Below are 24,401 nucleotides of genomic sequence, written 5' to 3'. Positions count from 1 at the left end.
TCGGCTGGTTAAAGGGCAACCGGCAAAGCGGTGGTGTATTTTATCTCTTCCATCGCAAAACTCGAAGTGACATCGATCAGACCCGGTACGCCGTTCACCAACCGTTTGTAAAAACCATCGTAGCTTTTCATATCTGCAACCTGCACGCGCAGCAGATAGTCATACTCTCCGGCCATCCGGTAGAAACCCATGACTTCCGGCATCGCCTGTACCACATCAACAAATTGCTGATACCACAGGCTGCTGTGCTGCTGAGTTTTGATTAGAACAAAGGCGGTAAGGCTCAGTCCAAGCTTTTCACCATCGAGTAAAGCAACCCGGCCGCGAATATAGCCTTCATCCTCCAGTCTTTTCAAGCGCTTCCAGCAGGGAGTGGTGGTCAGGCTGACGGCATCAGCCAGCGCCTGCAGAGAGAGCGTGCAATCCTGCTGGAGCAGGTTTAACAGCAAGCGATCTTTTTTATCCAGCGGTATTGGTAGCAAAATTTTCTCCTACAAGCCAAAAATGCAGCACTATTATAGCAACCTTTTCCCCTGCCGTTTGGTTAATCTGGTGACTCACCATTAGCTCATTCAGGGATGACCATGATGCATACCAACACTTACCGTAACCTGTTGATCATAGCTTTATTCAGCGCCGTAGCTCTCACATGGGGGACCACATGGATGGCGATGAAAATGACCGTTGCTACCGTTCCCCCTGTCTTTGCCACCGGTCTGCGCTTTCTCTGCGCCGCCCCGCTGCTCCTGCTGCTGGCGCGTTATAAAAAAGCCCCGCTATTGTTTCCGGCAGGCCAGCGAAGTTTTCAACTCTGCGTTATGCTGTTCTATTTCGCCATTCCATTTACGCTGATGATTTATGGCGAACGCTATACCTCTTCCAGCCTGGCGGCGATTATCTTTGCTACCATGCCCGCCGCCGTCCTCGCGGCTTCCCTGCTGTTTCTGCGCGAACGAACCTCGCGTCAACAGCTGCTCGGGCTGGCCATCAGTCTTGGCGCATTAAGCACGATCCTGTGGCATGAAACCCGCGACAGCGGCGAAAGCCAGATACGTGGAATTCTGGCCCTGGTCGCTGCCGTGCTTATTCACGCAATGATGTACGTTCAGTGTAAAAAGCGCTGTGGCGGAATTTCAGTGCTGAGCTACAACGCGCTGCCCTGCCTCGGTGCGGGATTAATACTGACGCTGGCAGGGCTGACGGAAGCTCCCGATGTCACTACCTTTGCTCCGCAGGCGCTGCTGGCTATCGCTTATTTGGGTGTCGTCGCTGGCGTGGGCGGTATTCTGGCCTACTTTGCTTTGCAGCAGGTCGCCCGGCCGTTTCAGGCATCACTGGTTTTTCTGGTGTTCCCGCTGATCGCCATCACGCTGGAAAGTGAAATCAATGGCAGTAGTATCAGCCGCGAATCGTTACTACTGCTGTTGCCATTTTTACTGGGGATTTTACTCACACTGTATCGTGGTGCGCGAAGCCACCCGCCTTCACGGGTGGCAAATCCCGTCTTGCGCCGTTAAAAACGAAAAAGCCGGACATCCTTGTCCGGCACACTGACCAATGAACTGATTATTCGGGGGAATAGACCAGGTGTGGTGTGGTAAGCCAGTGGTTGAGGTAATGAGACACGCCCTGTGTCGCACAATCGCCAATAACCGGTAAATGGGGCAGTTGTGATTTCAGTTCATGCATCGCATTGCGCATAACGAAACCGTGACCCACGCGCCCCAGCATCTCCAAATCGTTCATTGCATCACCAAACGCCATGCACTCCGCCATCGACACGCCGAGCCTCGCAGTCAGATGTGCCAGCGCCGCCCCTTTGTTACAGTCCAGAGGCAGTACTTCGAGACAATCCTGCGCGGAAAAACAGAGGTGAGCGCTGTTTCCCAGAGCCTCGCGCAGCTGAATTTTTAGCGCGCACAGCTCCTGATAATCAGCGATAAAGCAGACTTTAGTCACCTGGTGTTCGGGAAGAGTACGCAGATCAATGACCTGATAACGGAAATCAGACAGCTGATGGGCTTGTAAAATCTCCGGGAGCTCGTCGTGAGTAAACCAGCCGCTGTCGTTAAAAACGTGAAGGCTGGCACGCGTATCCCAGTGGCTATGGATCACCCGCCTTGCCACCGCCGGTGGCAAATCGCTGGCATAAAGCAGCTCACCGAACGGATCATGAATACGTGTGCCGTTACCGCTGATAAGAAAAGCCGGCAGATCGTAATTCCGCATGAGCGGCTGCATCTCCATAAAGTGACGCCCGGTGGCAAAAGTGAGCTGTACCGGGTGCGCCTGGAGCGCGCGCAGACTGAGCAGGGTTTGTTGCCCCAACTGATGGTCAGGCATCAGCAACGTACCATCCATATCAAATGCAGCAAGACGCACCATTTTCTCTCCGGTTGATGGGTTTTTCATCTGCACTGAGTATCCTCTGGCATTTACGGAACTAATAGTGAATACTTTTTTTAAACTGTTCCGGGTTTAAGGTGAGATGAGACAACTCAATCGTTTGAACCAGTATCAGCGTTTGTGGCAACACAGCGCCGGGCAACCTCAGTCAACCAGTGTCGCTGATATCGCTCAGTGCTGTTTTTGCAGTGAGCGGCATATACGCACCCTGCTGCGCCAGTGGCAGTCATGCGGCTGGCTGACGTGGCATGCCTCATCCGGGCGTGGAAAACGTGGCCTTCTGACCTTTCTGCAATCTCCCGCCACGCTGCGCAGTGAACTGATGTTGCAGCAGCTCGATAACGGTCATCCACAACACGCTCTGCAACTTGTGCCTCTGGCCCCGGAGCAACTCAGTCAGCTCCTCCAGCCTTTTATGGGCGGACAATGGCAGAACAACCAGCCAACGTTACGTATTCCCTATTACCGCTCGCTTGACCCCCTGCGCCCGCTTATGCAGCCCGGCCGTGCTGAACAGCATCTGGCCCAGCAGGTCTTTGCCGGATTAAGCCGCCTGTCAGGAGATGACGCCGTGCCGGATCTGGCCCATCACTGGCAAGTCAGTGATGATGGCCTGAGTTGGTTCTTTTTTTTGCGCCCGCAGTTGCGCTGGCATCATGGCGAAGCGGTCACCACCGGGCAACTGCAACAACGGCTACTCATGATCCTGGACAGCCCGGTCGGTCAGCGTCTGCTGTCCAGCGTCAAAACGGTTATCCAGGCCCATGCACTGTGCGTGCGCATCGATCTGCATACGCAGGACAACTGGCTGGCACATCGTCTGGCAAGTGTCCCCTGCCTGCTGCCGCACCCGGATAATCCGGATATTGGCACCGGGCCGTGGCGGTTGATGGTCAATTCGCCTGCTTTGCTGCGTCTGGAAAGTCACGGCTGGTATCACGCTACACATCCACTAATGCAGGCGATTGAATACTGGATTGCACCACAGCTTTTCGACCCCGGACTGGGCACCAGCTGCCGCCATCCTGTTCAGATCGCCATTGGTGCGCAGCAGGATTTAAAAGCCCTTCAACCGGTTAGCCAGCGTATCAGCCTCGGATTCTGTTATCTGGCGATAGGTGAACGCGCGGGGCTCTCGCCCGCTCAGGCCCGGCACATTATGTCGCTGGTACATCAGTCCGGCATTATTGAACAGCTGCCATTAGAAGAAGGACTCATCACGCCCAGCAGTGAAATGCTGCCGGGCTGGCACATACCTGACTGGCAACCCGAACCCGATATCATCCTGCCTGCACAACTTAGCTTGCACTACCACCTGCCGGTGGAGCTGCACGCTATGGCGGCAAAGCTTCAGCAACTGCTTGCCACTCAGGGATGTCAGTTGACGCTGCATTTTCATCCACAAAAAAACTGGCAAGATTATCCGTTACTTGCACAGGCTGACCTGATTATGGGCGACAGGCTAATTGGCGAAGCGCCGATGTTTACGCTGGAGAGCTGGCTGCGGCTCGACCCGATGTGGCCGATATTATCCGGTGCCGCAGGTTGGAAAATGCTGCTGACACAGTTAGATGACCTGCAGCGTTACCCGGATCTGGAGCAACGCCACCAGCGGTTAAAAACGTTGTACCAGCAACTGATGTTGGATGCGGTGATCACCCCGCTGTTTAACTATCGTTATCAGGTCAGTGCACCGCCGGATGTTGAAGGCATACGATTAAACGCCTGGGGCTGGTTTGATTTCTCCCGTGCGTGGATACCGCCGCCCGTCGACATCGTCTGAAGAGGGGATACCTTTCTGTGTGGCAAGGTATTACCATAGCTGGCAGAAACTAACCGGGAAAGATTAAGTATGAAACGTGCAGTGGTGGTATTCAGCGGTGGACAGGATTCAACAACCTGTCTGATTCAGGCCTTACAGCAGTACGACGAAGTACACTGCGTGACTTTTGATTACGGCCAACGTCACCGTGCGGAAATCGACGTTGCCCGGACACTGTCACTATCGCTGGGCGCCCGCGCGCACAAAGTGCTGGATGTGACCATGCTCAACGAGCTGGCTGTCAGTAGCCTGACACGCGATAACATCCCGGTCCCGGCTTACGACCCGACAGCCAGTGGCCTGCCAAGCACCTTTGTACCAGGCCGTAATATCCTGTTTTTAACCTTCGCAGCAATCTATGCTTACCAGATTGAGGCCGAAGCGGTGATCACTGGCGTCTGTGAGACAGACTTCTCCGGCTATCCCGACTGCCGTGACGAATTTGTTAAAGCACTGAACCATGCGGTTAACCTCGGTATGGCGCGGGATATCCGTTTCGAAACGCCGCTGATGTGGCTGAATAAAGCGGAAACCTGGGCACTGGCAGATTACTGGCAGCAACTCCCTCTGATTCGTCACCAGACACTGACCTGTTATAACGGCATTCAGGGTGATGGTTGTGGTGAATGTGCCGCCTGTCATCTGCGTGCCAACGGCCTGCATGACTACCAGCAAAACACGGCTGCCGTTATGCAGGCAATGAAAACCAAAACCGGACTGGTTTGATTTCTTCCAGGAGCGACGTATCTCTCGCTCCTACTGATTAATGGTTTCCAGCTGCAACCGAAGTTCGCCCTCCAGCGGCAGGGCTTTCTTCGAGTTCAGATCGATGCAGACAAAGGTGAGCAATGCATCGGCGATGGCACTGCCATCAGATTGCAGGGAAACCCGCTGATCAATGACGCCACTCTTCCCCCCCAGTGTCATCAGTTGACTGTCGATAACCAGTACATCCCCCATGACCGCCGGGCGGCGATAATTGATATTGATATTCACCACCACAAACGCCATGCCGAGCTTATTCATCCAGTGAAACGCCTCGCTCTCTTCCAGCCAGGCCCAGCGGGCTTCTTCAAGGAACTCAAGGTAGCGGGCATTGTTCACATGCTGATAAACATCCAGATGGTAGCCGCGTACTTTAATGGTGGTCTGCATCGTGCTGCGTCCTCTGTCATAAAAAAAGGCCACACCAACTGGTATGACCTCATCAATATTAGCAGTCAGACGGATCGACTTGCAGTAAGACTTGCCGACCCTGGATGCAGATCACAATTTAAGATTCGCAATATTCCGTTCCACCAACGTGTTACCCATGCCAGGCACTTCCTTTAATTGCTCGAGATCGGTGAAGGGGCCATATTTCTCACGATAACTGACAATAGACTCCGCCTTTTTTATCCCAACGCCGTTCATCACCGCCATTAATTCCTGGGCGCTGGCGCTATTGATACTGACCTGCGCTGCATTTTCAGCCGGCACTTTCGCAGGCGCCATTTTAGTGGCAGGTGCAGCAGTGGGAGCGGCACTGACACTGATGGGCAACGTCAGTCCGATGGCCAGAGCGAGCGAGAGAGCCTGTAAGGTACGATTAATCATGCTGTTTTCCTCCATGTGTTTGACAGCAACGCTACCCTAACGCCCCACCGCCACACCGGCAAACGGCAGTTTTCAAAAATGGAAAAGGCCGCATAAGCGGCCTTTTGTGTTGCAAGCAGTTGCAGTAGAACTGCGAGGCTTACTGTGCTTGAGCGGCGGCACCGTATTTGATTTTGGCGTCCTTACGCAGGTTGCTCAACATGGCTGCGAAAGCCAGCTGTGCATTGTTCTGCGTAATGCCCTGAACCAGAGCCTGCTTCTGCGCTTCAGGCATGGTGCCCTGCTGCACTTTATCAAGTGCCATCACGACGACGTTGCCCTGCGCATCTTCACTGACACCGAATGAAGGTTTACCTTCTGATGGCAGAGGAAGGGTAAAGGCTGCCTGAGACAGCGCATCCTGACCGGTACGTGACAGCGTCTGCTGTGCACCAAAGGTCAGGCCTGCCGCTTTCAGAGCTTCATCACCTTTGCCTGCTTTCAGTTCAGCCAGCAGTTTGTCAGCCTGTGCTTTCGCTTCCTGCTGCGCTTTCTGCTGCTTCAGGGTATCGGTAATCTGTGCAGTCACTTCATTCAGTGCTTTCACGGCTTCCGGCTTGTGTTCGCTGATGCGCAGCACAAAGGCACGGTCACCATCAACGGTGATGATGTCTGAATTACTTCCCGGCGTACCGTTTCCACCCACCAGATTACCGCTGAAGATCGCATCCTGTACGGCTTTAAAGTTCAGCTCGGCAGGCAGGCTGTCATGACCAAACCAACCTGTTTCAACGGCTTTAACACCGGCAACCTGCTCAGCACTGGCCAGAGACTCGTTATCGTTACTTGCGGCATCGCTCACTTTCTGCTGCAGTTTGTAGTAAGCGTCGACCGCTTTTTCCTGCTTCACTTTTGCGGCAATATCATCATGCACTTCTGCCAGCGCTTTGATTTTTTCAGGCTGAATGTCATCCAGACGAGCCACGATAAAGCCAACCGATGACGAGATCACACCCGATAACTGACCTTTCTCTTTCAGGCCTGCATTCGTCAGCTCATCCGGCGTGGTGGCCGGTTCAAGCCAGCCCATATCACCACCGTTGCGGGCAGAAATAGGATCCGATGATTTCTCTTTCGCCAGAGCAGCAAAATCACCGCCCTTCTTCAGTGCATCCAGTACTGACTGCGCTTCGGCTTCAGTTTTGGTCTGAATGATGCTGTAGCGATTGCGCTGCGGCTGGGTGTAATCCTGCTGATGTTGATCGTACCAGCTCTGGATGTCGCTCTCGCTCACCGGTTGCTGCATGCTCGCCGCATCCAGTTTGATGTAGCTAACGCGGAACTGCTCAGGCGTCATAAAGCTATTTTTGTTCTGCTGGTAGTAGTTGTTGATCTCTTCCGGGGTCACGGTTTGCTTTGCCACCAGCGCGTTGACGTTAATCGTCACTTCACGCACCAGACGCTGCTGAGAAACCAGTGCCGCCAGAGAATCGGTTTCATTAGCCAGCACAAAATCTGTTCCGGTAACGGACTGGATAAGCTGCTGAGTGGTCAGTTGCTTACGCAGGGCTTCAGCATACTGATCGGCAGAGAAGCCCATGTTATTAATGATGCCCATGTACTTGGCATTATCAAATTTACCCTCAGTCTGAAACGCAGGCTGAGTAAAGATGGCCTGTTTGATTTGCTCGTCACTGATGGCCAGGCCGATATCTTTGGCATACTGGTCCAGTAACAGTTCATCAATCAGCTGTGAGAGCGCCTGTTGACGGATCTGCTGCATGTAACCTTCGTTACCTGCCAGAGCCGAGAACTGTTCGCCCAGCATCTGCTGCTGACGCGCACGTTCGCTGCTGAAAGCACGTTCAAGCTGTGCACGACTGATTTCCTGGCCGTTGACTTTGGCTGCGTAATCACCGGAACCGCCTGTCAGATACCCGCCTACGCCGGTAAGGACAAAAGACAGGATGATCAGGCCCAGTATAATTTTGAGCACGACATGGTTCGACGCCGCGCGTAAATTGTCCATCATGGTGTGACAACACTCCGCTGTAGTGTGAATGTAAAACCTTGCGCTGCCGTCCCGCGTTCCCGAGGACGCACTTAGCCATTTTAGACAACCGCAGCACGCGTTTGTCATTGAAACATAAAAAAAGGCACATCAAGTCGCTGATGTGCCCCGTATGTTACATGAGAACGCGTTGGCGATCCTCAATACGCCGAAGAAATCTGCTCCTGCGGCGGCTTAATGCACTTAATTTACAGAGTCTTTCAGCGCTTTACCGGCACGGAAGCCAGGTACTTTACCCGCTGCGATAGTAATTTCTTTGCCGGTTTGCGGGTTACGGCCGGTACGCTCGGCGCGTTCACGCACGGAGAAAGTACCGAAGCCGACCAGCGCAACTTCATCGCCAGCCTGCAGAGATTCTGTAACTGAACCGATAAAAGCATCTAATACACGTCCCGCTGCAGCTTTAGAAATATCGGCGTTTGCAGCAATTTTGTCGATCAACTGTGACTTATTCACTCACTCATCCCCTCTTTTATTTTTACACCGTGAACAGGCTTTCTGCCGGACACGTACGTGCGTGATTTGTTATGGCTGTTTAGCCCGAGCTTGTTGAGCCTCAGCAACCCGCAACCTTTGCCGTCACTGGCTTAACAGCATCCTAACTTAGCGGCACAAAAAAAAGCTGGCAAGCACCAATTCACTTACCAGCCTTAGTTTTACAGTGAGTTTGCCTTAAATCACTATTTTGCCGTAACAACCTGCATGCCATACGGGGCATTTTGCAGGGCCAGGGCTAATACTTCTTCAATGCGTTTCACCGGATGAATCTCCAGGTCGGCAATCACGTTATCCGGAATTTCTTCCAGATCGCGCTTGTTCTCGTCCGGGATTAAGACCGTCTTGATGCCACCACGGTGTGCGGCAAGCAGTTTTTCTTTCAAACCACCAATCGGCAGAACCTGACCACGCAGCGTAATTTCGCCCGTCATCGCCACGTCTGCACGCACCGGGTTACCGGTCAGACACGAAACCAGCGCGGTGCACATTGCAATACCGGCACTTGGACCATCTTTCGGCGTTGCCCCTTCAGGCACGTGAACGTGGATATCACGCTTCTCATAGAAGTCAGCGTTGATGCCCAGTTTCTCTGCACGAGCACGCACCACCGTCAGCGCCGCCTGGATGGATTCCTGCATCACTTCGCCCAGTGACCCCGTATAGGTCAGCTTGCCTTTACCCGGCACACAGGCGGTTTCAATGGTCAGCAGATCGCCACCCACTTCCGTCCATGCCAGACCAGTCACCTGGCCTACGCGGTTTTCGCTATCGGCACGGCCATAATCGAAGCGCTGCACGCCGAGATAATCTTTGAGGTTATCGCCGTTAATTTCGATGTGTTTAATGGATTTGTCCATCAGCAGCGTTTTGACGGCTTTGCGGCACAGCTTGGACAATTCGCGTTCAAGGCTACGCACGCCCGCTTCACGAGTGTAATAGCGAATAATGCCAACAATGGCGCTATCGTCCACGGTCAGTTCATTTTTCTTCAGTGCATTACGCTCAATCTGCTTCGACAGCAGGTGCTGTTTGGCGATATTGAGTTTTTCATCCTCGGTGTAACCCGACAGGCGAATCACTTCCATACGGTCCAGCAAGGGGGCTGGAATGTTCATCGAGTTAGACGTTGCGACAAACATCACATCGGAGAGATCGTAATCTACTTCCAGATAGTGATCGTTAAAGGCAATATTCTGTTCTGGATCAAGTACTTCTAACAGAGCAGATGCCGGATCACCGCGCATATCCGAAGACATTTTGTCAATTTCATCCAGCAGGAAAAGTGGGTTTTTAACGCCAACTTTTGCCATCTTCTGGATCAGTTTGCCCGGCATGGAACCGATATAGGTACGACGGTGACCACGGATTTCTGCTTCATCACGTACCCCACCCAATGCCATACGCACATATTTACGGCCAGTGGCTTTGGCGATGGACTGCCCCAGCGAGGTTTTACCCACGCCAGGAGGCCCTACCAGGCACAGGATTGGGCCTTTGATTTTGCTGACGCGGCTCTGTACTGCCAAATATTCCAGGATGCGGTCTTTGACGCGCTCAAGGCCGAAGTGGTCCATATCCAGCGTTTCTTGCGCCTTCAGCAGATCTTTCTTCACCTTGCTACGTGCATTCCATGGCACCTGAACCATCCAGTCAATATAACCACGTACAACGGTGGCTTCGGCAGACATCGGCGACATCATTTTCAGCTTCTGCAGCTCAGCTTCCGTTTTATCACGCGCTTCTTTCGGCATTTTTGCCGCATCGATTTTGCGTTTCAGCGCTTCGTTTTCATCCGGCGCATCGTCCATTTCGCCCAGTTCTTTCTGAATGGCCTTCATCTGCTCATTCAGATAGTACTCACGCTGGCTTTTTTCCATCTGCTTTTTGACACGATTACGGATGCGTTTCTCAACCTGTAACAGGTCAATCTCCGACTCCATCATCGCCATCAGGTATTCCAGACGCTCGTTGATATCTGACATTTCCAGAACAGACTGTTTATCAGCCAGTTTCAGCGGCATATGGGCAGCAACGGTATCTGCCAGACGGGCAGCATCATCGATGTTGTTCAGTGAGGTCAGGACTTCTGGGGGGATCTTTTTGTTCAGCTTGATATAGCCTTCAAACTGATTGATCGCCGTACGCACCAGCACTTCCTGCTCACGCTCTTCAATTTCAGGCGACTCCAGGTACTCTGCCTGGGCAGTAAAGTGGTCGCCGTTATCGGATAAGGTGGTGATGTGTGCACGCTGTAAACCTTCAACCAGCACTTTAACGGTGCCGTCGGGGAGTTTCAGCATTTGCAAAATAGAGGCAACAGTCCCGACTGAGAAGAGATCGTTGATGCCAGGTTCATCCGTTGAAGCTTCTTTCTGAGCGACCAGCATGATCTTTTTGTCATGATCCATGGCGGCTTCAAGGCAGCGAATTGATTTTTCACGACCAACAAACAACGGAATGACCATGTGCGGATAAACCACTACGTCACGCAACGGTAACACAGGGATTTCAATGCGTTCAGAACGCTCAGGATTCATAGAGCTCTCTCTTAGTTTAATTTCCGCCAGGGTAAGGGGAACCGCATCATCCAGAAAAAGTGCAGTTTGACCCACAGGTATCTGAGTATATGGGGATGAACGGAATAGATTCAATGTTGGGGTAACGAGAAAAGTAAAAGGGGGAACATTTTCCCCCTTTTCGATAACTGACTGGAATGATTTGGTTATTTATTCGCCAGACGCCTGCTGTGCTTCGGGCTTGCCATAAATCAGCATCGGCTCGCTCTCACCACCAATGACCGATTCATCGATCACCACTTTCTCGACGTCATCCATCGACGGCAGGTCGTACATGGTGTTCAGCAGTGCGCCTTCCACGATAGAACGCAGCCCGCGGGCACCCGTTTTGCGTGACATTGCCTTTTTGGCAATCGCCGTCAATGCTTCCTCACGGAACTCCAGCTCCACGCCTTCCAGATTGAACAGCGCCTGATACTGCTTGGTCAGCGCATTTTTCGGCTCACGCAGGATCTGAATTAACGCATCTTCACTCAGCTCCGTCAGCGTCGCCACCACCGGCAGACGGCCGATGAACTCCGGGATCAGACCAAACTTGATCAGATCTTCCGGCTCCACCTGTGCCAGCAGCTCGCCTTCTGTCGCTTTCTCAGACTTGCCCTTCACCGATGCGCCAAAACCGATACCGGTGCCGGTATCCACGCGCTGCGACACCACTTTATCCAGGCCGGCAAACGCACCGCCGCAGATAAACAGAATTTTCGAGGTATCCACCTGCAAAAACTCCTGCTGCGGATGCTTGCGCCCACCCTGCGGAGGAACTGCCGCCACCGTGCCTTCGATCAGCTTCAGCAGCGCCTGCTGCACGCCTTCACCGGAGACATCTCGGGTGATAGACGGGTTGTCTGACTTGCGTGAAATCTTGTCGATCTCATCGATGTAGACAATCCCGCGCTGCGCTTTCTGCACGTCGTAGTCACACTTCTGCAGCAGCTTCTGAATGATGTTTTCCACATCCTCGCCCACGTAACCGGCTTCGGTCAGCGTGGTGGCATCGGCCATGGTGAACGGGACGTCCAGCAGGCGGGCCAGCGTTTCGGCCAGCAGGGTTTTACCGCTACCGGTCGGGCCAATCAGCAGAATGTTACTTTTCCCCAGCTCAATACCGTTGCTGGTGTCGCCGTTGCGCAGGCGCTTGTAGTGGTTATACACCGCCACTGCCAGCACCTTCTTCGCCCGCTCCTGGCCGATAACGTAGTCATCGAGGTGGTGGCGGATTTCGTGCGGCGTGGGCAGTGAGTTGCGCTCACGATGTGGCACAACTTCTTTGATCTCTTCGCGAATAATGTCGTTACATAAGTCGACACATTCATCGCAGATGTAGACTGACGGGCCGGCAATCAGCTTACGCACTTCATGCTGGCTTTTGCCGCAAAAAGAGCAGTACAGCAGTTTACCTGAACCGTCTTTGCGCTTATCTGTCATCAGTTAACCTCATGCCTTACTTAATTTACGCGTACCAGTCCTTAATATAGCCCATTTCCCGCTGTAATTGGGAGTAAAAGTCCGATGCGTGTCATGTTCACAAGACTTAATCATGGACACACACACTCCGGACAAAAAACAGCCAGTCACTTTATTTACAGGTGAAAATGTCATTTAACGTACTGTTTTAAATAACAAAGACTGCCTACTATTCCTGTTGATTTAGCTGGTAATTGGATTATGCTAAACTCTGGTCACTTATGATTATCCGATGGAGTGTAAAGCATGCCTCAAGAGCCAACTAAAGAAGAAAACGGGCAGGAAGAGAAGAACTCATCGCTGGCAGTCAATAAACTGCTGCAGTCACGCTCTATTATCATTTCAGGTGAGATTAATCAGGCGCTTGCTGAGAAAGTGACCGCACAGTTGCTGATCCTGCAAGAAATGGGCGATGAGCCAATCAAGCTGTTCATTAACAGCCAGGGTGGCCATGTTGAAGCTGGTGACACCATCCACGACATGATCAAATTTGTGAAACCTAAAGTACTGGTCATTGGTACTGGCTGGGTGGCCAGCGCCGGTATCACCATTTTCCTTGCAGCTGACAAAGATGACCGTTACTCACTGCCGAATACTCGCTTTATGATTCACCAACCCCTGGGCGGCGTGCGCGGTAAAGTCTCTGACATTGAGATCGAAGCGAAAGAGCTATTGCGTGCACGTGCACGTATTAACCAGCTGATCAGCAAAGCAACGGGCCAGCCTCTGGAAAAAGTAGAGAAAGACACTGACAGTAATTACTGGATGAGTCCTGAGCAAGCCGTTGATTACGGTATCACTACCCACGTCATCAGCCAGTGGGACGAACTGAAAGGTTAATCGCCCGACAGTAACAAAAAAAGGCCCGCATCAGCGGGCCCTTTTTTGTCTGCATAACATCAGGTTACTCGCCAGATGCCTGCTGAGTTTCTGGCTTGCCGTAGATAAGCTTAGGTTCGCTGTCACCGTCGATGACCGGTGCATCCACCACGACTTTCTCCACGTCATCCATCGACGGCAGGTCGTACATGGTGTTCAGCAGTGCGCCTTCCACGATAGAACGCAGCCCACGAGCACCTGTTTTGCGTGACATTGCCTTTTTGGCAATCGCCGTCAGCGCATCTTCACGGAACTCCAGGTCCACGCCTTCCAGATTGAACAGCGCCTGATACTGCTTGGTCAGCGCATTTTTCGGCTCACGCAGGATCTGAATTAACGCATCTTCACTCAGCTCCGTCAGCGTCGCCACCACCGGCAGGCGGCCGATGAACTCCGGGATCAGACCAAACTTGATCAGATCTTCCGGCTCCACCTGTGCCAGCAGCTCGCCTTCTGTCGCTTTCTCAGACTTGCCCTTCACCGATGCGCCAAAACCGATACCGGTGCCGGTATCCACGCGCTGCGACACCACTTTATCCAGGCCGGCAAACGCACCGCCGCAGATAAACAGAATTTTCGAGGTATCCACCTGCAAAAACTCCTGCTGCGGATGCTTGCGCCCACCCTGCGGAGGAACTGCCGCCACCGTGCCTTCGATCAGCTTCAGCAGCGCCTGCTGCACGCCTTCACCGGAGACATCTCGGGTGATAGACGGGTTGTCTGACTTGCGTGAAATCTTGTCGATCTCATCGATGTAGACAATCCCGCGCTGCGCTTTCTGCACGTCGTAGTCACACTTCTGCAGCAGCTTCTGAATGATGTTTTCCACATCCTCGCCCACGTAACCGGCTTCGGTCAGCGTGGTGGCATCGGCCATGGTGAACGGGACGTCCAGCAGGCGGGCCAGCGTTTCGGCCAGCAGGGTTTTACCGCTACCGGTCGGGCCAATCAGCAGAATGTTACTTTTCCCCAGCTCAATACCGTTGCTGGTGTCGCCGTTGCGCAGGCGCTTGTAGTGGTTATACACCGCCACTGCCAGCACCTTCTTCGCCCGCTCCTGGCCGATAACGTAGTCATCGAGGTGGTGGCGGATTTCGTGCGGCGTGGGCAGTGAGCTACGCTCACGGTGTGGCGCAACTTCTTTGATCTCTTCGCGAATGATGTCATTGCACAAATCAACACATTCATCGCAGACATACACAGACGGGCCGGCGATCAGCTTGCGCACTTCATGCTGGCTTTTGCCGCAAAAAGAGCAGTACAGCAGTTTACCTGAACCGTCTTTGCGTTTATCAGTCATTTACTTCCCCCTCATTGTCACACTCACCTTCCCACCAGGGGTTAGTTACGCGGCCGCCACCAGAGCTATCCGCGGAGGCAACGGCACCATGTCACAACATGTTTAATCAGTTACGCTGGGACAGCACAGAATCCACTAAGCCGTACTCTACGGATTCGCTGGCCGACAAGAAACGGTCGCGGTTGGTATCGCGCTCAATGGTTTCGATCGTCTGCCCGGTATGTTTTGCCATCAGTTCGTTCATCATCTGCTTAGTCTTGATGATTTCACGGGCATGGATGTCAATATCTGACGCCTGCCCCTGGAAACCGCCCAGCGGTTGGTGAATCATCACGCGTGAATTCGGCAGGCAGTAACGCTTGCCTTTCGCTCCCGCGGTCAGCAGGAAAGCGCCCATCGAACAGGCCTGGCCCATACAGATGGTGCTAACGTCAGGTTTGATAAACTGCATGGTGTCATAAATTGACATCCCTGCGGTGATGACGCCACCAGGAGAGTTAATGTACAGGTGGATATCCTTTTCTGGATTCTCCGCTTCCAGAAACAGCATCTGCGCAACGATCAGGTTGGCCATGTGGTCTTCGACCTGGCCGGTCAGAAAAATAATGCGCTCTTTCAGCAGGCGCGAGTAGATGTCGTAAGAACGCTCTCCACGAGAGGTTTGTTCGACCACCATTGGCACCAGAGCCATATGAGGTGCAGTTAGTTCACGTTCGCCGCTGTATGACATTATCGTCTCCTGGATAAATTTCATTTGGCAACACTCTGTAGCGATTCTACTTGAGAGCGATCAGGAACACTATGATTCCAGGCCTTACACCCGATGCCGTCCGGACAGTTATCGGGCCTGATGACTTCGTTGTACCAATTTGGGGATGATCCCCTGCTGTTTCAAGCATAACAACGTTTTTATCAACTGCTAACCAGGAAAAGTAGCTTAGTCGATAATTTGCAGATTAAATGCGCAAATAGCCTATAAAAGCAGTGGGATTTTACCCCATAAACGACAAAAGCCCGCTGCCAGAAGGCAGCGGGCTTAACGTCAACTAACAGAGTTCAGAATCAGGCCGTAGCAGTCTGGTTCATCAGTTCCTGGAAGTTAGTGGCTTTTTCAGTCACTTTCGCTTTTTCCAGCACGGCTTCAACAGCCTGCTCTTCCAGCGCTACGTTACGCATGTTGTTCATCAGCTCGTTATTTTTGCTGTAGAACTCGATCACTTCTGTTGGATCTTCGTATGCAGAAGCCATCTCTTCGATCAGCGCTTTAACACGGTCTTCGTCAGCTTTCAGCTCGTGAGTACGAATCACTTCGCCCAACAGCAGACCGACAACTACGCGGCGTTTAGCCTGCTCTTCGAACAGTTCACGAGGCAGCTCCAGAGCTTGCTTTTCGTTACCACCAAAGCGCTGTGCAGCCTGACGCTTCAGCACGTCAATCTCACCGTCAATCAAAGCAGCAGGAACATCGATGTCATTGGCTTTCACCAGACCGTCGATTGCCTGAGATTTCACGCGGTTACGCACGGCACCTTTCAGCTCACGCTGCATGTTCTTGCCCACTTCTGCACGCAGACCCGCGACAGAACCATCTTCAACGCCGAAACGCTTGATGAACTCTTCAGTGAACTCTGGCAGCTCGCGCTCTTCAACTTTCTTCAGTACGATTTCAAACTTCGCTGCTTTACCTTTCAGGTTCTCAGCGTGGTAATCGTCCGGGAAGTTAACGTCGATAGTAAAGGTCTCGCCCGCTTTGTGGCCAACAACACCTTCTTCGAAACCAGGGATCATACGACCCTGGCCCATTGCCAATACGAAGTCAGACGCTTTGCCGCCTTCGAACTCTTCACCATCTACAGAACCGGAGAAATCGATGGTTGCACGATCTTCAGCAGTCGCTGCAGCGTCGGTTTCTTTCCAGGTGGCCTGCTGCTTGCGCAGAGTGTCCAGCATGGTATCAACGTCAGCATCAGTCACTTCAACAACCGGTTTTTCAACTTCGATTGCTTCCAGACCCTTCAGCTCAACTTCCGGGTACACTTCAAATTCAGCTGAGAATGTGAAGTCTTCACCGGTTTTGTATTCGCCTGGTACGTACTGCGGTGCGCCAGCCGGATTAATTTTTTCTTTGATGATCGCATCGACAAAGCCGCGCTGCATCAGATCGCCCAGGACGTCCTGGCGAACAGAAGCACCGTAACGCTGTTCAACAACAGTCATCGGTACTTTTCCTTTGCGGAAACCGTCGATGCGCACTTTCTTAGCTACGCTGACCAGCTCACTTTTCACCGCGTTTTCGATCACATCTTTATCTACGGTAATCGTTACGCGACGGCCCAGGCCCTGAGTTGTTTCTACTGAAACTTGCATCTTATTACCTCAAAAAATCACGTGCTCGGTCAACTTCAGACAAACACCACTGGATGACCAGGGTGTATCTAAGAACCGGGACGGCTTCTGATGTCAGAACCACATTCCCTGTTTCACAGAAGCATCCCGAAGACATTCCGGAAAAAAATAGACGCAGCATTATAGCGGCAACGTCTTAATGAGTCGAGGCTACACTCTCGCCCGGACCCCGCTACTTTTTACATTTTTGCTGCCAAATCGCAAGAATTTGCTGACTGCCACATTTTTCTGGCTCTATAAATGAAAAAACGGCCAACAGGCCGTTTTCAGTTTTTTGCGTCGGGTCAGGCCAGCGTACCGGCACCACGGCAGTTAGGTGAGGATGGAACGGTATCTTGTAAACCCTCCCACTCTTTCAAGGTATAACTGTGAAGTGCCAGTGCGTGCACACTGCCGGCCAGCTCATCCGCCAGCACCCCGTAAATAGCCCGGTGGCGGGTTAGAAAACGCTGATCGTTAAAGCTGTCACTGACAATCACCACCTTGAAGTGACTCTCAGCGCCCGCAGGCACATTATGGCGATAGCTTTCATCATGCACCTCAAGATGCACAGGAGAAAACGCCGTTCGTAACTTTTCTTCTATTTGTTCACGGATCATACCTGGACTCCTTTGATGCAGAGAACTGCGCCCCATCCCTTTAAATCGTAGTCGGTTTTTGTGTAAAACCGACGCACTTTAGCGTTTTTTTCCTGATGGCATTTACTTTTCAATCACCGCCATGCAACACATCGCCTATCACGAGGTCGAATGCCTGAGTCTCATTAAGTCTGAAAATTCCGCAACGCGATGAATTTACGCTCGATCGGGGCTTCCCCTGCCGACAGGCAATGATATGATGACCGCAGTTTTGTCAGCAATACTACTCACGTAATCGAGAAAATAAGCATGTTAAAAAAATTATTTTTCCCTCTGCTGGCCGTGTTAATTCTGGCTGGCTGCGCAGGGAGCAGCAATACGCTCGACATTTCACCAAAAATTCAGCTGCCACAGCGTGATCCAAGCCTGATGGGCATCACTATCAGCATCACGGGTGCCGATCAGCGTAGCGATCAGGCGCTGGCGAAAGTTAACCGCGACGGCCAGCTGATCACCCTGACCCCGTCTCGCGATCTGCGTTTCCTGTTACAGGAAACACTGGAGAAGCAGATGACCGCACGCGGTTATATGGTCGGCCCAAGCGGCGCTGTTGATCTGCAAATCGTGGTGAATGGCCTGTACGCTGACGTTACCCAGGGTAATGTGCGTTACAGCATCACCACTAAAGCGGATATTTCTATCATCGCTACGGCTAAAAATGGCAGTAAGCAGGTGAAAAACTACCGCCAGACCAGCAGTGTTGAAGGTGCGTTCGCCGCGAATAATCAGAAAATCACGAATGTCGTCAACAGCACCCTCGGTGACGTGATTGCCGATATGGCGCAGGACACCAGCGTTAACGACTTCATCAAGCAAAACGCGCGTTAATCCCTCTGGCCCGGCAGGACGCCGGGCCTGATGTAAGGTCCGTATGCCTAACCACTATCTGCACATCTTTACCCGACGCAACTCTGCCCTTCTTTTATTCCTCGGCTTCGCTTCTGGTCTGCCGCTCGCGCTCACATCGGGTACGCTTCAGGCGTGGATGGCCGTTGAGAATATCGATATTAAAACCATCGGATTCTTTTCCCTCGTCGGACAGGCTTACGTCTTTAAGTTCCTCTGGTCACCGCTGATGGACCGTTACACGCCGCCATTTCTTGGGCGCAGACGTGGCTGGTTGTTAGTCACTCAGTTGTTGCTGATCGTCGGGATCGCACTGATGGGCTTTATGCAACCTTCACGCGATTTGACTCTGCTGGCAGCGCTGGCGGTGCTGGTCGCATTTTGTTCGGCCTCTCAGGATATTGTGTTTGATGCCTGGAAGACGGATGTGCTGTCCGCCACTGAGCGCGGTAGCGGTGCGGCAATTAGCGTACTGGGCTATCGGCTGGCAATGCTGGTCTCCGGCGGGCTGGCACTGTGGCTGGCAGATCGTTTTCTCGGCTGGCAGGCGATCTGGTGGCTGATGGCCGCAATGATGCTGCCGGGTGTGATAGCCACCTTACTGGCTAAAGAGCCAGATGCTACCGTTGATCGCCCACAGACACTGGAAGAAGCCGTTATTGCCCCACTGCGCGATTTCTTCAACCGCAATAATGCCTGGCTGATTCTGTCACTGATTGTCCTTTATAAGCTGGGCGATGCTTTTGCTGCCAGCCTGACCACCATTTTTTTGATCCGTGGCGTCGGATTTGATGCAGGTGATGTTGGATTGGTCAACAAAACACTCGGCCTGGTCGCCACCATCATCGGTGCACTGGCAGGCGGTGTGCTGATGCAACGTCTTAACCTGTTTCGCGCCCTGATGCTGTTCGGTATTTTACAAGCGGTGTCCAATCTGGGTTACTGGATCCTGTCAGTCACTGACAAGCACCTTTACAGCATGGCAGCCGCAGTGACCGTGGAAAATCTGTGCGGTGGGATGGGTACTGCTGCCTTCGTGGCGCTATTGATGACGTTGTGTAACCGTTCGTTTTCGGCGACTCAATTTGCCCTGCTCTCTGCGCTCTCAGCGGTGGGTCGCGTCTATGTGGGACCTGTGGCGGGATGGTTTGTTGAGTCCTGGGGCTGGCCGACGTTTTATGCCTTCTCTGTGGTGGCAGCACTGCCCGGACTGCTATTACTGCTCGGATGCCGTTCGACGCTGGAATATGCACAAACTCATCCTGACTTTCTGCCGCGAACCGCCTATCGCTCCGGCTATCGCTGGGCAGTGCGCGGACTGATTGCTGGCTGTGCACTGCTGGCTGTCTGGCTGCTGGTGCTGGCGATGGATGCGCTGGACTGGTTCTCCTACCCCGAGTTGAGTACCCGTCTGTTTGAAGCAGGTATTCTGCTGGTACTGGGCGGGATTGTGACGGGAACACTGCTGGACTTCCTGGCGCTGCGGAAATCCCATGCAAACATCGTAAATCAGCGATAATGTCTTTGCATTCGAGAAATGTTAAGAAAATTATTTAACCAACAATGGGTTAACAATTCGAGTGACTTTTGCCGCACAGGGAGTGCGGCACGCAGGTAACACATCAGAAAAGTTGATGGCTTGACGAGAAATATTATTTTTATCCTTTATTAAGTCGTTTAAAAAAAATCCTGACGAATCTTCCCCCTCATTTTCAGGTATTAAAACCCGGTGCGTAATTAAATTTAGTTAATCAATATCACACAATTGATAATGAGATGTTAAATAAATGGTGCATTAAATGCCTGGTTATAGCAGATACAATTTTTGTACGGTTTTTTCTATTGGATTTTGTTATATTGATGCCAACCCTTTGCCAGCATTCATATTTTGTCACTTACGGCAACATATGTGACAGTCTTTGCAAAAGGTGTCAACACCCCGCTGACACAACCTGTTGCAGGTTTACAGTACTGAAACCTTCCCGTAAAATGCCGCCACACTTAAACGACAATAGAGCCCTTGTCATTGAGGTCGTTAAATGAGACTCAGGAAATACAATAAAAGTTTGGGGATTTTGTCATTAATCGCAAGCATGATTTTGTTAAGTGGTTGTGATAGTGCGTTATTAAATCCCAAAGGACAGATTGCAATGGAGCAACGTTCGCTGATTTTGACGGCCTTCGGCCTGATGATGATCGTCGTGATCCCCGCAGTCTTGATGGCCGTGGTGTTCGCCTGGAAATATCGGGCATCTAACACCAATGCGAAGTACAGCCCAAACTGGTCCCACTCGAACAAAGTGGAAGCCGTAGTATGGACTGTGCCGATCTTGATCATTGTCTTCCTTGGCATTCTGACGTGGAAATCAACCCATGCACTGGAACCAAGCAAGCCACTGGCATCTGACGCGAAACCTGTCGTGATCGAAGTTGTCTCTCTTGACTGGAAATGGATGTTCATTTACCCGGAACAGGGTATTGCCACCGTTAATCAGATTGCTTTCCCGGCTAACCGCCCTGTGAGCTTCAAGATTACCTCGAACACCGTCATGAACTCCTTCTTCATCCCTACCCTCGGTAGCCAGATTTACGCTATGGCGGGCATGCAGACAAGATTGAACTTGATTGCTAATGAAGCCGGCACCTTTGACGGTATTTCCTCGAACTTCAGTGGTCGTGGTTTCTCTGGTATGAAGTTTAAAGCGATTGCTACTCCTGACGAAGCGTCTTTCGAGCAGTGGGTTGCTAAAGCAAAACAGTCACCAGACACCCTCATGACAATGGATGATTTTAATAAGCTGGCTGCGCCTAGCGAAAATCACCCGGTTGAATTCTTCTCAAGTGTGAAACCTGGACTGTTTAAAGACATTATCGGTCAGTTCAAGATGAACCACGGTGGAAGCATGGACATGTCCCACGGCGAAGGCCATGAAGGCATGGATATGAGCAATGCCGCTCACGCGGGAGCCGAGGAATAATACGATGCTTGGAAAATTAACACTGGATGCAGTGCCGTATCATGAACCGATTATCATGGTTACGGTTGCCGCCATTATTCTTGGCGGTCTGGCGCTGGTCGCCGCACTGACTTACTTCGGTAAGTGGAAATATCTGTGGACCGAGTGGCTGACCTCAGTTGACCACAAAAAACTCGGTATCATGTACATCATTCTGGCATTTGTCATGTTGCTACGTGGCTTTGCCGATGCGGTAATGATGCGTACTCAGCAGGTGCTTGCCTCCGCGGGTGAAGCCGGCATTTTGCCACCACACCACTACGATCAGATTTTCACCGCCCACGGCGTGATCATGATCTTCTTCGTAGCGATGCCGTTTGTTGTTGGTCTGATGAACATTGCTGTTCCATTACAGATCGGCGCACGCGATGTGGCCTTCCCGTTCCTCAACAACCTGAGCTTCTGGTTCACCATGGTTGGTGTGGTTCTGGTTAACCTGTCACTGGGTGTGGGCGAATTCGCACAGACCGGCTGGCTGGCATACCCACCACTTTCGGGGGCGGAATACAGTCCGGGGGTCGGTGTTGACTACTGGATATGGAGTCTACAGCTTTCCGGTATCGGTACGACCCTGACAGGTATCAACTTCTTCGTGACCATCATGAAGATGCGTGCACCTGGCATGACCATGTTTAAAATGCCGGTGTTCACCTGGGCTTCCCTGTGCACCAACGTGCTGATCATCGCCGCGTTCCCGGTTCTGACCGTGACCCTGGCTCTGCTGACCCTTGACCGTTATCTTGGTTTCCATTTCTTTACCAATGATATGGGCGGCAACATGATGATGTACGTCAACCTGATTTGGGTTTGGGGTCATCCGGAAGTTTACATCCTTGTGCTGCCGGTCTTTGGTGTGTTCTCGGAAGTTGTTGCTACCTTCTCGAAAAAACGTCTGTTTGGCTATACCTCACTGGTTTGGGCTACGGTAGTTATTACCATCCTGTCCTTTATCGTGTGGCTGCACCACTTCTTCACCATGGGTGCAGGTGCCAACGTTAACGCCTTCTTCGGTATTATGACGATGATCATCGCCATTCCGACCGGTGTTAAAATCTTCAACTGGCTGTTCACCATGTACCAGGGCCGCATTGAAATGCACTCCTGTATGCTGTGGACCGTTGGCTTCCTGGTCACCTTCTCTGTAGGTGGTATGACCGGGGTACTGCTGGCCGTGCCAGGTGCAGACTTCGTTCTGCACAACAGTCTGTTCCTGATTGCCCACTTCCATAACGTGATTATCGGTGGTGTGGTGTTCGGTTGCTTTGCTGGTGTGACTTACTGGTTCCCGAAAGCATTCGGCTTCAAACTGAATGAAACCTGGGGTATCCGCGCGTTCTGGTTCTGGATTATTGGCTTCTTCGTTGCCTTTATGCCGCTGTACGTGCTGGGCTTCATGGGCATGACCCGTCGTATTAGCCAGGACATCGATCCTCAGTTCCACTCAATGTTGGTTATTGCCGCATGTGGTGCTGGTCTGATTGCTTGTGGTGTTATTTGCCAGATCACTCAGTTCTATGTTTCGGTCCGTGACCGTGAGCAGCTGCGTGATGTGACCGGTGACCCGTGGGGCGGACGTACTCTGGAGTGGGCAACCTCTTCACCACCACCGTTCTATAACTTTGCTGTTGTTCCTGAAATTCACGAGCGTGATGCGTTCTGGGAAATGAAGGAAAAAGGCGAAGCCTATAAGCAGCCGGCTCACTATGAAGAAATTCATATGCCGAAAAACAGCGGTGCTGGTGTCGTCATTGGTTTCTTCTGTGCGGTCTTTGGTTTTGCAGCAATCTGGCACATCTGGTGGCTGGTAGGCCTGTCATTCCTGGGCATGATCGTGTCCTGGATCGTCAAGAGCTTTGACGAAGACGTGGATTACTACGTTCCTGTTGCTGAAGTTCAGAAAATCGAAAATCAGCACTTTGACGAAATTAGCAAAGCAGGTCTGAAAAATGTCGACTGAAACTGTGACTAAACACCACGACGCCCATGCGGAGCATGGGCATCATCACCACGATACAGGCGCCAACAAAGTCTTCGGCTTCTGGATCTACCTGATGAGTGACTGCATCATCTTCGCAACGCTGTTTGCGACGTATGGTGTGATGGTTAATAACACTGCGGGCGGCCCGGCAGGCAAAGACATCTTTGAACTGCCCTTCGTCCTGGTGGAAACCGCCCTGCTTCTGTTGAGCTCCATTACCTATGGTATGGCTGTTATCAACATGAACAACAAGCAGAAAGGTGCAGTTATCGGCTGGCTTGCGATGACCTTCCTGTTTGGTCTGGGCTTCATCGGTATGGAAATCTATGAATTCCATCACCTGATTAAAGAAGGCTTCGGTCCGGATCGTAGTGGCTTCCTCTCCGCGTTCTTCACGCTGGTGGGCACCCACGGTCTGCACGTGACTTCAGGCCTGATCTGGATGCTGGTGTTGATGTATCAGATTGCTAAACGTGGTCTGACTGATAGCAACCGCACCCGTATTATGTGTCTGAGCTTGTTCTGGCACTTCCTGGATGTGGTGTGGATCTGCGTATTCACCATTGTTTACCTGATGGGGGTTATGTAATGAGCCATTCAGCAACTGAGCATGGCGCTTCTCATGGTAGCGTGAAGTCTTATATGATCGGCTTTATCCTGTCGATCATTCTGACGGGTATCCCATTCTGGATGGTCATGGACGGCGGCGCTTCTAAAGCGACCATCCTCGCCGTTGTTCTGGTGTGTGCGGTAGTCCAGGTGCTGGTGCACCTGGTCTATTTCCTCCACCTGGACAGCAAGTCTGAGGGCGGCTGGAACCTGATTGCTATCGTGTTTGCAGCACTTATCATCCTGATTGTTGTTGTCGGCTCGCTATGGATTATGTGGAACCTCAACTACAACATGATGAGCCACTAACAGAGCT

22 protein-coding genes are annotated in these 24,401 nt (G+C 52.0%); 10 read left to right on the top strand and 12 right to left on the bottom strand.

Annotated features, from left to right (window positions below; genetic code table 11):
• Window positions 1-8 precede the first annotated feature (8 nt).
• The gene (locus LJN55_RS05195) at window positions 9-482 is read right to left on the bottom strand and encodes an Lrp/AsnC family transcriptional regulator (RefSeq protein WP_133845766.1); all 474 of its coding nucleotides are present in this window, start codon (window positions 480-482) and stop codon (window positions 9-11) included.
• 102 nt (window positions 483-584) lie between these two features.
• Between LJN55_RS05195 and LJN55_RS05190 the strand changes: the two genes are divergently transcribed.
• Window positions 585-1,517, top strand: a complete 933-nt coding sequence (locus LJN55_RS05190; RefSeq protein ID WP_456075870.1) for a DMT family transporter — start codon at window positions 585-587, stop codon at window positions 1,515-1,517.
• 49 nt (window positions 1,518-1,566) lie between these two features.
• Here LJN55_RS05190 and cof read toward each other — a convergent pair whose 3' ends face one another.
• A complete protein-coding gene (gene cof, locus LJN55_RS05185) occupies window positions 1,567-2,385 on the bottom strand; it encodes an HMP-PP phosphatase (protein ID WP_133845786.1) in 819 nt (272 codons plus the stop codon).
• A gap of 103 nt (window positions 2,386-2,488) precedes the next feature.
• Here cof and LJN55_RS05180 point away from each other — a divergent pair, with 103 nt between their 5' ends.
• A complete protein-coding gene (locus tag LJN55_RS05180) occupies window positions 2,489-4,189 on the top strand; it encodes an SgrR family transcriptional regulator (RefSeq protein ID WP_133845768.1) in 1,701 nt (566 codons plus the stop codon).
• Between the two features lie 69 nt (window positions 4,190-4,258).
• Window positions 4,259-4,954 carry a 7-cyano-7-deazaguanine synthase QueC gene (gene queC, locus LJN55_RS05175; RefSeq protein WP_133845769.1) on the top strand — a complete coding sequence of 232 codons (696 nt, stop codon included), beginning with the start codon at window positions 4,259-4,261 and terminating at the stop codon, window positions 4,952-4,954.
• A 30-nt stretch (window positions 4,955-4,984) separates the two neighbouring features.
• Here the strand turns inward: queC and LJN55_RS05170 are convergent, their stop codons facing one another.
• From LJN55_RS05170 to clpX (LJN55_RS05145), 6 genes are all read right to left on the bottom strand, one after another.
• The gene (locus tag LJN55_RS05170; RefSeq protein ID WP_337707281.1) at window positions 4,985-5,383 is read right to left on the bottom strand and encodes an acyl-CoA thioesterase; all 399 of its coding nucleotides are present in this window, start codon (window positions 5,381-5,383) and stop codon (window positions 4,985-4,987) included.
• Window positions 5,384-5,494: 111 nt separating this feature from the next.
• Window positions 5,495-5,824, bottom strand: coding sequence for a ComEA family DNA-binding protein (locus LJN55_RS05165; RefSeq protein ID WP_133845771.1), 330 nt, complete (start codon window positions 5,822-5,824; stop codon window positions 5,495-5,497).
• 139 nt (window positions 5,825-5,963) lie between these two features.
• The gene (gene ppiD, locus LJN55_RS05160; protein WP_133845772.1) at window positions 5,964-7,835 is read right to left on the bottom strand and encodes a peptidylprolyl isomerase; all 1,872 of its coding nucleotides are present in this window, start codon (window positions 7,833-7,835) and stop codon (window positions 5,964-5,966) included.
• Window positions 7,836-8,057: 222 nt separating this feature from the next.
• Window positions 8,058-8,330: a nucleoid-associated protein HU-beta gene (gene hupB, locus LJN55_RS05155; RefSeq protein ID WP_062744954.1), complete on the bottom strand. Its 273-nt coding sequence runs from the start codon at window positions 8,328-8,330 to the stop codon at window positions 8,058-8,060.
• A 224-nt stretch (window positions 8,331-8,554) separates the two neighbouring features.
• Entirely contained in the window at window positions 8,555-10,909 is a 2,355-nt protein-coding gene (gene lon, locus LJN55_RS05150) for an endopeptidase La (protein ID WP_133845773.1), read from the bottom strand.
• A gap of 189 nt (window positions 10,910-11,098) precedes the next feature.
• On the bottom strand, window positions 11,099-12,373 hold the full coding sequence (gene clpX, locus LJN55_RS05145) for an ATP-dependent protease ATP-binding subunit ClpX (RefSeq protein WP_167864066.1): 1,275 nt from the start codon (window positions 12,371-12,373) through the stop codon (window positions 11,099-11,101).
• Between the two features lie 285 nt (window positions 12,374-12,658).
• Between clpX (LJN55_RS05145) and LJN55_RS05140 the strand changes: the two genes are divergently transcribed.
• Window positions 12,659-13,252, top strand: coding sequence for an ATP-dependent Clp protease proteolytic subunit (locus LJN55_RS05140; RefSeq protein ID WP_133847037.1), 594 nt, complete (start codon window positions 12,659-12,661; stop codon window positions 13,250-13,252).
• A gap of 64 nt (window positions 13,253-13,316) precedes the next feature.
• On the opposite strand, the gene clpX (LJN55_RS05135) is transcribed toward LJN55_RS05140, so the two are convergent.
• From clpX (LJN55_RS05135) to bolA, 4 genes are all read right to left on the bottom strand, one after another.
• Entirely contained in the window at window positions 13,317-14,591 is a 1,275-nt protein-coding gene (gene clpX / locus LJN55_RS05135) for an ATP-dependent protease ATP-binding subunit ClpX (protein WP_227535794.1), read from the bottom strand.
• A gap of 106 nt (window positions 14,592-14,697) precedes the next feature.
• Window positions 14,698-15,321, bottom strand: a complete 624-nt coding sequence (clpP, locus tag LJN55_RS05130; protein ID WP_133846319.1) for an ATP-dependent Clp endopeptidase proteolytic subunit ClpP — start codon at window positions 15,319-15,321, stop codon at window positions 14,698-14,700.
• 332 nt (window positions 15,322-15,653) lie between these two features.
• The gene (gene tig / locus LJN55_RS05125) at window positions 15,654-16,958 is read right to left on the bottom strand and encodes a trigger factor (RefSeq protein WP_227535793.1); all 1,305 of its coding nucleotides are present in this window, start codon (window positions 16,956-16,958) and stop codon (window positions 15,654-15,656) included.
• A 323-nt stretch (window positions 16,959-17,281) separates the two neighbouring features.
• A complete protein-coding gene (bolA, locus tag LJN55_RS05120) occupies window positions 17,282-17,596 on the bottom strand; it encodes a transcriptional regulator BolA (protein WP_133846317.1) in 315 nt (104 codons plus the stop codon).
• Between the two features lie 288 nt (window positions 17,597-17,884).
• Here bolA and LJN55_RS05115 point away from each other — a divergent pair, with 288 nt between their 5' ends.
• The 6 genes from LJN55_RS05115 (at window position 17,885) to LJN55_RS05090 (ending at window position 24,394) form a co-directional block, all read left to right on the top strand.
• Entirely contained in the window at window positions 17,885-18,463 is a 579-nt protein-coding gene (locus tag LJN55_RS05115) for a lipoprotein (RefSeq protein WP_133846316.1), read from the top strand.
• A gap of 43 nt (window positions 18,464-18,506) precedes the next feature.
• Window positions 18,507-20,000, top strand: coding sequence for a muropeptide MFS transporter AmpG (gene ampG / locus LJN55_RS05110; RefSeq protein WP_133846315.1), 1,494 nt, complete (start codon window positions 18,507-18,509; stop codon window positions 19,998-20,000).
• A 520-nt stretch (window positions 20,001-20,520) separates the two neighbouring features.
• A complete protein-coding gene (gene cyoA / locus LJN55_RS05105; protein ID WP_133846314.1) occupies window positions 20,521-21,459 on the top strand; it encodes a cytochrome o ubiquinol oxidase subunit II in 939 nt (312 codons plus the stop codon).
• Between the two features lie 4 nt (window positions 21,460-21,463).
• Window positions 21,464-23,455 carry a cytochrome o ubiquinol oxidase subunit I gene (gene cyoB / locus LJN55_RS05100; RefSeq protein WP_133846313.1) on the top strand — a complete coding sequence of 664 codons (1,992 nt, stop codon included), beginning with the start codon at window positions 21,464-21,466 and terminating at the stop codon, window positions 23,453-23,455.
• Window positions 23,445-24,065: a cytochrome o ubiquinol oxidase subunit III gene (locus tag LJN55_RS05095; RefSeq protein WP_133846312.1), complete on the top strand. Its 621-nt coding sequence runs from the start codon at window positions 23,445-23,447 to the stop codon at window positions 24,063-24,065. Before cyoB ends, LJN55_RS05095 begins: the two co-directional genes overlap by 11 nt.
• Window positions 24,065-24,394 carry a cytochrome o ubiquinol oxidase subunit IV gene (locus LJN55_RS05090; protein WP_133846311.1) on the top strand — a complete coding sequence of 110 codons (330 nt, stop codon included), beginning with the start codon at window positions 24,065-24,067 and terminating at the stop codon, window positions 24,392-24,394. The genes LJN55_RS05095 and LJN55_RS05090 overlap by 1 nt, the downstream gene beginning before the upstream one ends.
• The last annotated feature ends 7 nt before the right edge of the window (window positions 24,395-24,401 follow it).

The organism is Erwinia rhapontici (genome assembly GCF_020683125.1).
In the GTDB taxonomy this organism is placed as follows: Bacteria; Pseudomonadota; Gammaproteobacteria; order Enterobacterales; family Enterobacteriaceae; genus Erwinia; species Erwinia rhapontici.
Note: the sequence above shows the minus strand (reverse complement) of the source record. Positions and strands in the feature narration are given on the sequence as shown.

Bases quoted from the DNA above. Each gene is read 5' to 3' on its own strand.
- LJN55_RS05190 (WP_456075870.1), top strand. From the start codon at position 585: ATGATGCATACCAACACTTACCGTAACCTGTTGATCATAGCTTTATTC.
- cof (WP_133845786.1), bottom strand. From the start codon at position 2,385: ATGGTGCGTCTTGCTGCATTTGATATGGATGGTACGTTGCTGATGCCT.
- LJN55_RS05180 (WP_133845768.1), top strand. From the start codon at position 2,489: ATGAGACAACTCAATCGTTTGAACCAGTATCAGCGTTTGTGGCAACAC.
- queC (WP_133845769.1), top strand. From the start codon at position 4,259: ATGAAACGTGCAGTGGTGGTATTCAGCGGTGGACAGGATTCAACAACC.
- LJN55_RS05170 (WP_337707281.1), bottom strand. From the start codon at position 5,383: ATGCAGACCACCATTAAAGTACGCGGCTACCATCTGGATGTTTATCAG.
- LJN55_RS05165 (WP_133845771.1), bottom strand. From the start codon at position 5,824: ATGATTAATCGTACCTTACAGGCTCTCTCGCTCGCTCTGGCCATCGGA.
- ppiD (WP_133845772.1), bottom strand. From the start codon at position 7,835: ATGATGGACAATTTACGCGCGGCGTCGAACCATGTCGTGCTCAAAATT.
- lon (WP_133845773.1), bottom strand. From the start codon at position 10,909: ATGAATCCTGAGCGTTCTGAACGCATTGAAATCCCTGTGTTACCGTTG.
- clpX (WP_167864066.1), bottom strand. From the start codon at position 12,373: ATGACAGATAAGCGCAAAGACGGTTCAGGTAAACTGCTGTACTGCTCT.
- LJN55_RS05140 (WP_133847037.1), top strand. From the start codon at position 12,659: ATGCCTCAAGAGCCAACTAAAGAAGAAAACGGGCAGGAAGAGAAGAAC.
- clpX (WP_227535794.1), bottom strand. From the start codon at position 14,591: ATGACTGATAAACGCAAAGACGGTTCAGGTAAACTGCTGTACTGCTCT.
- clpP (WP_133846319.1), bottom strand. From the start codon at position 15,321: ATGTCATACAGCGGCGAACGTGAACTAACTGCACCTCATATGGCTCTG.
- tig (WP_227535793.1), bottom strand. From the start codon at position 16,958: ATGCAAGTTTCAGTAGAAACAACTCAGGGCCTGGGCCGTCGCGTAACG.
- bolA (WP_133846317.1), bottom strand. From the start codon at position 17,596: ATGATCCGTGAACAAATAGAAGAAAAGTTACGAACGGCGTTTTCTCCT.
- LJN55_RS05115 (WP_133846316.1), top strand. From the start codon at position 17,885: ATGTTAAAAAAATTATTTTTCCCTCTGCTGGCCGTGTTAATTCTGGCT.
- ampG (WP_133846315.1), top strand. From the start codon at position 18,507: ATGCCTAACCACTATCTGCACATCTTTACCCGACGCAACTCTGCCCTT.
- cyoA (WP_133846314.1), top strand. From the start codon at position 20,521: ATGAGACTCAGGAAATACAATAAAAGTTTGGGGATTTTGTCATTAATC.
- cyoB (WP_133846313.1), top strand. From the start codon at position 21,464: ATGCTTGGAAAATTAACACTGGATGCAGTGCCGTATCATGAACCGATT.
- LJN55_RS05095 (WP_133846312.1), top strand. From the start codon at position 23,445: ATGTCGACTGAAACTGTGACTAAACACCACGACGCCCATGCGGAGCAT.
- LJN55_RS05090 (WP_133846311.1), top strand. From the start codon at position 24,065: ATGAGCCATTCAGCAACTGAGCATGGCGCTTCTCATGGTAGCGTGAAG.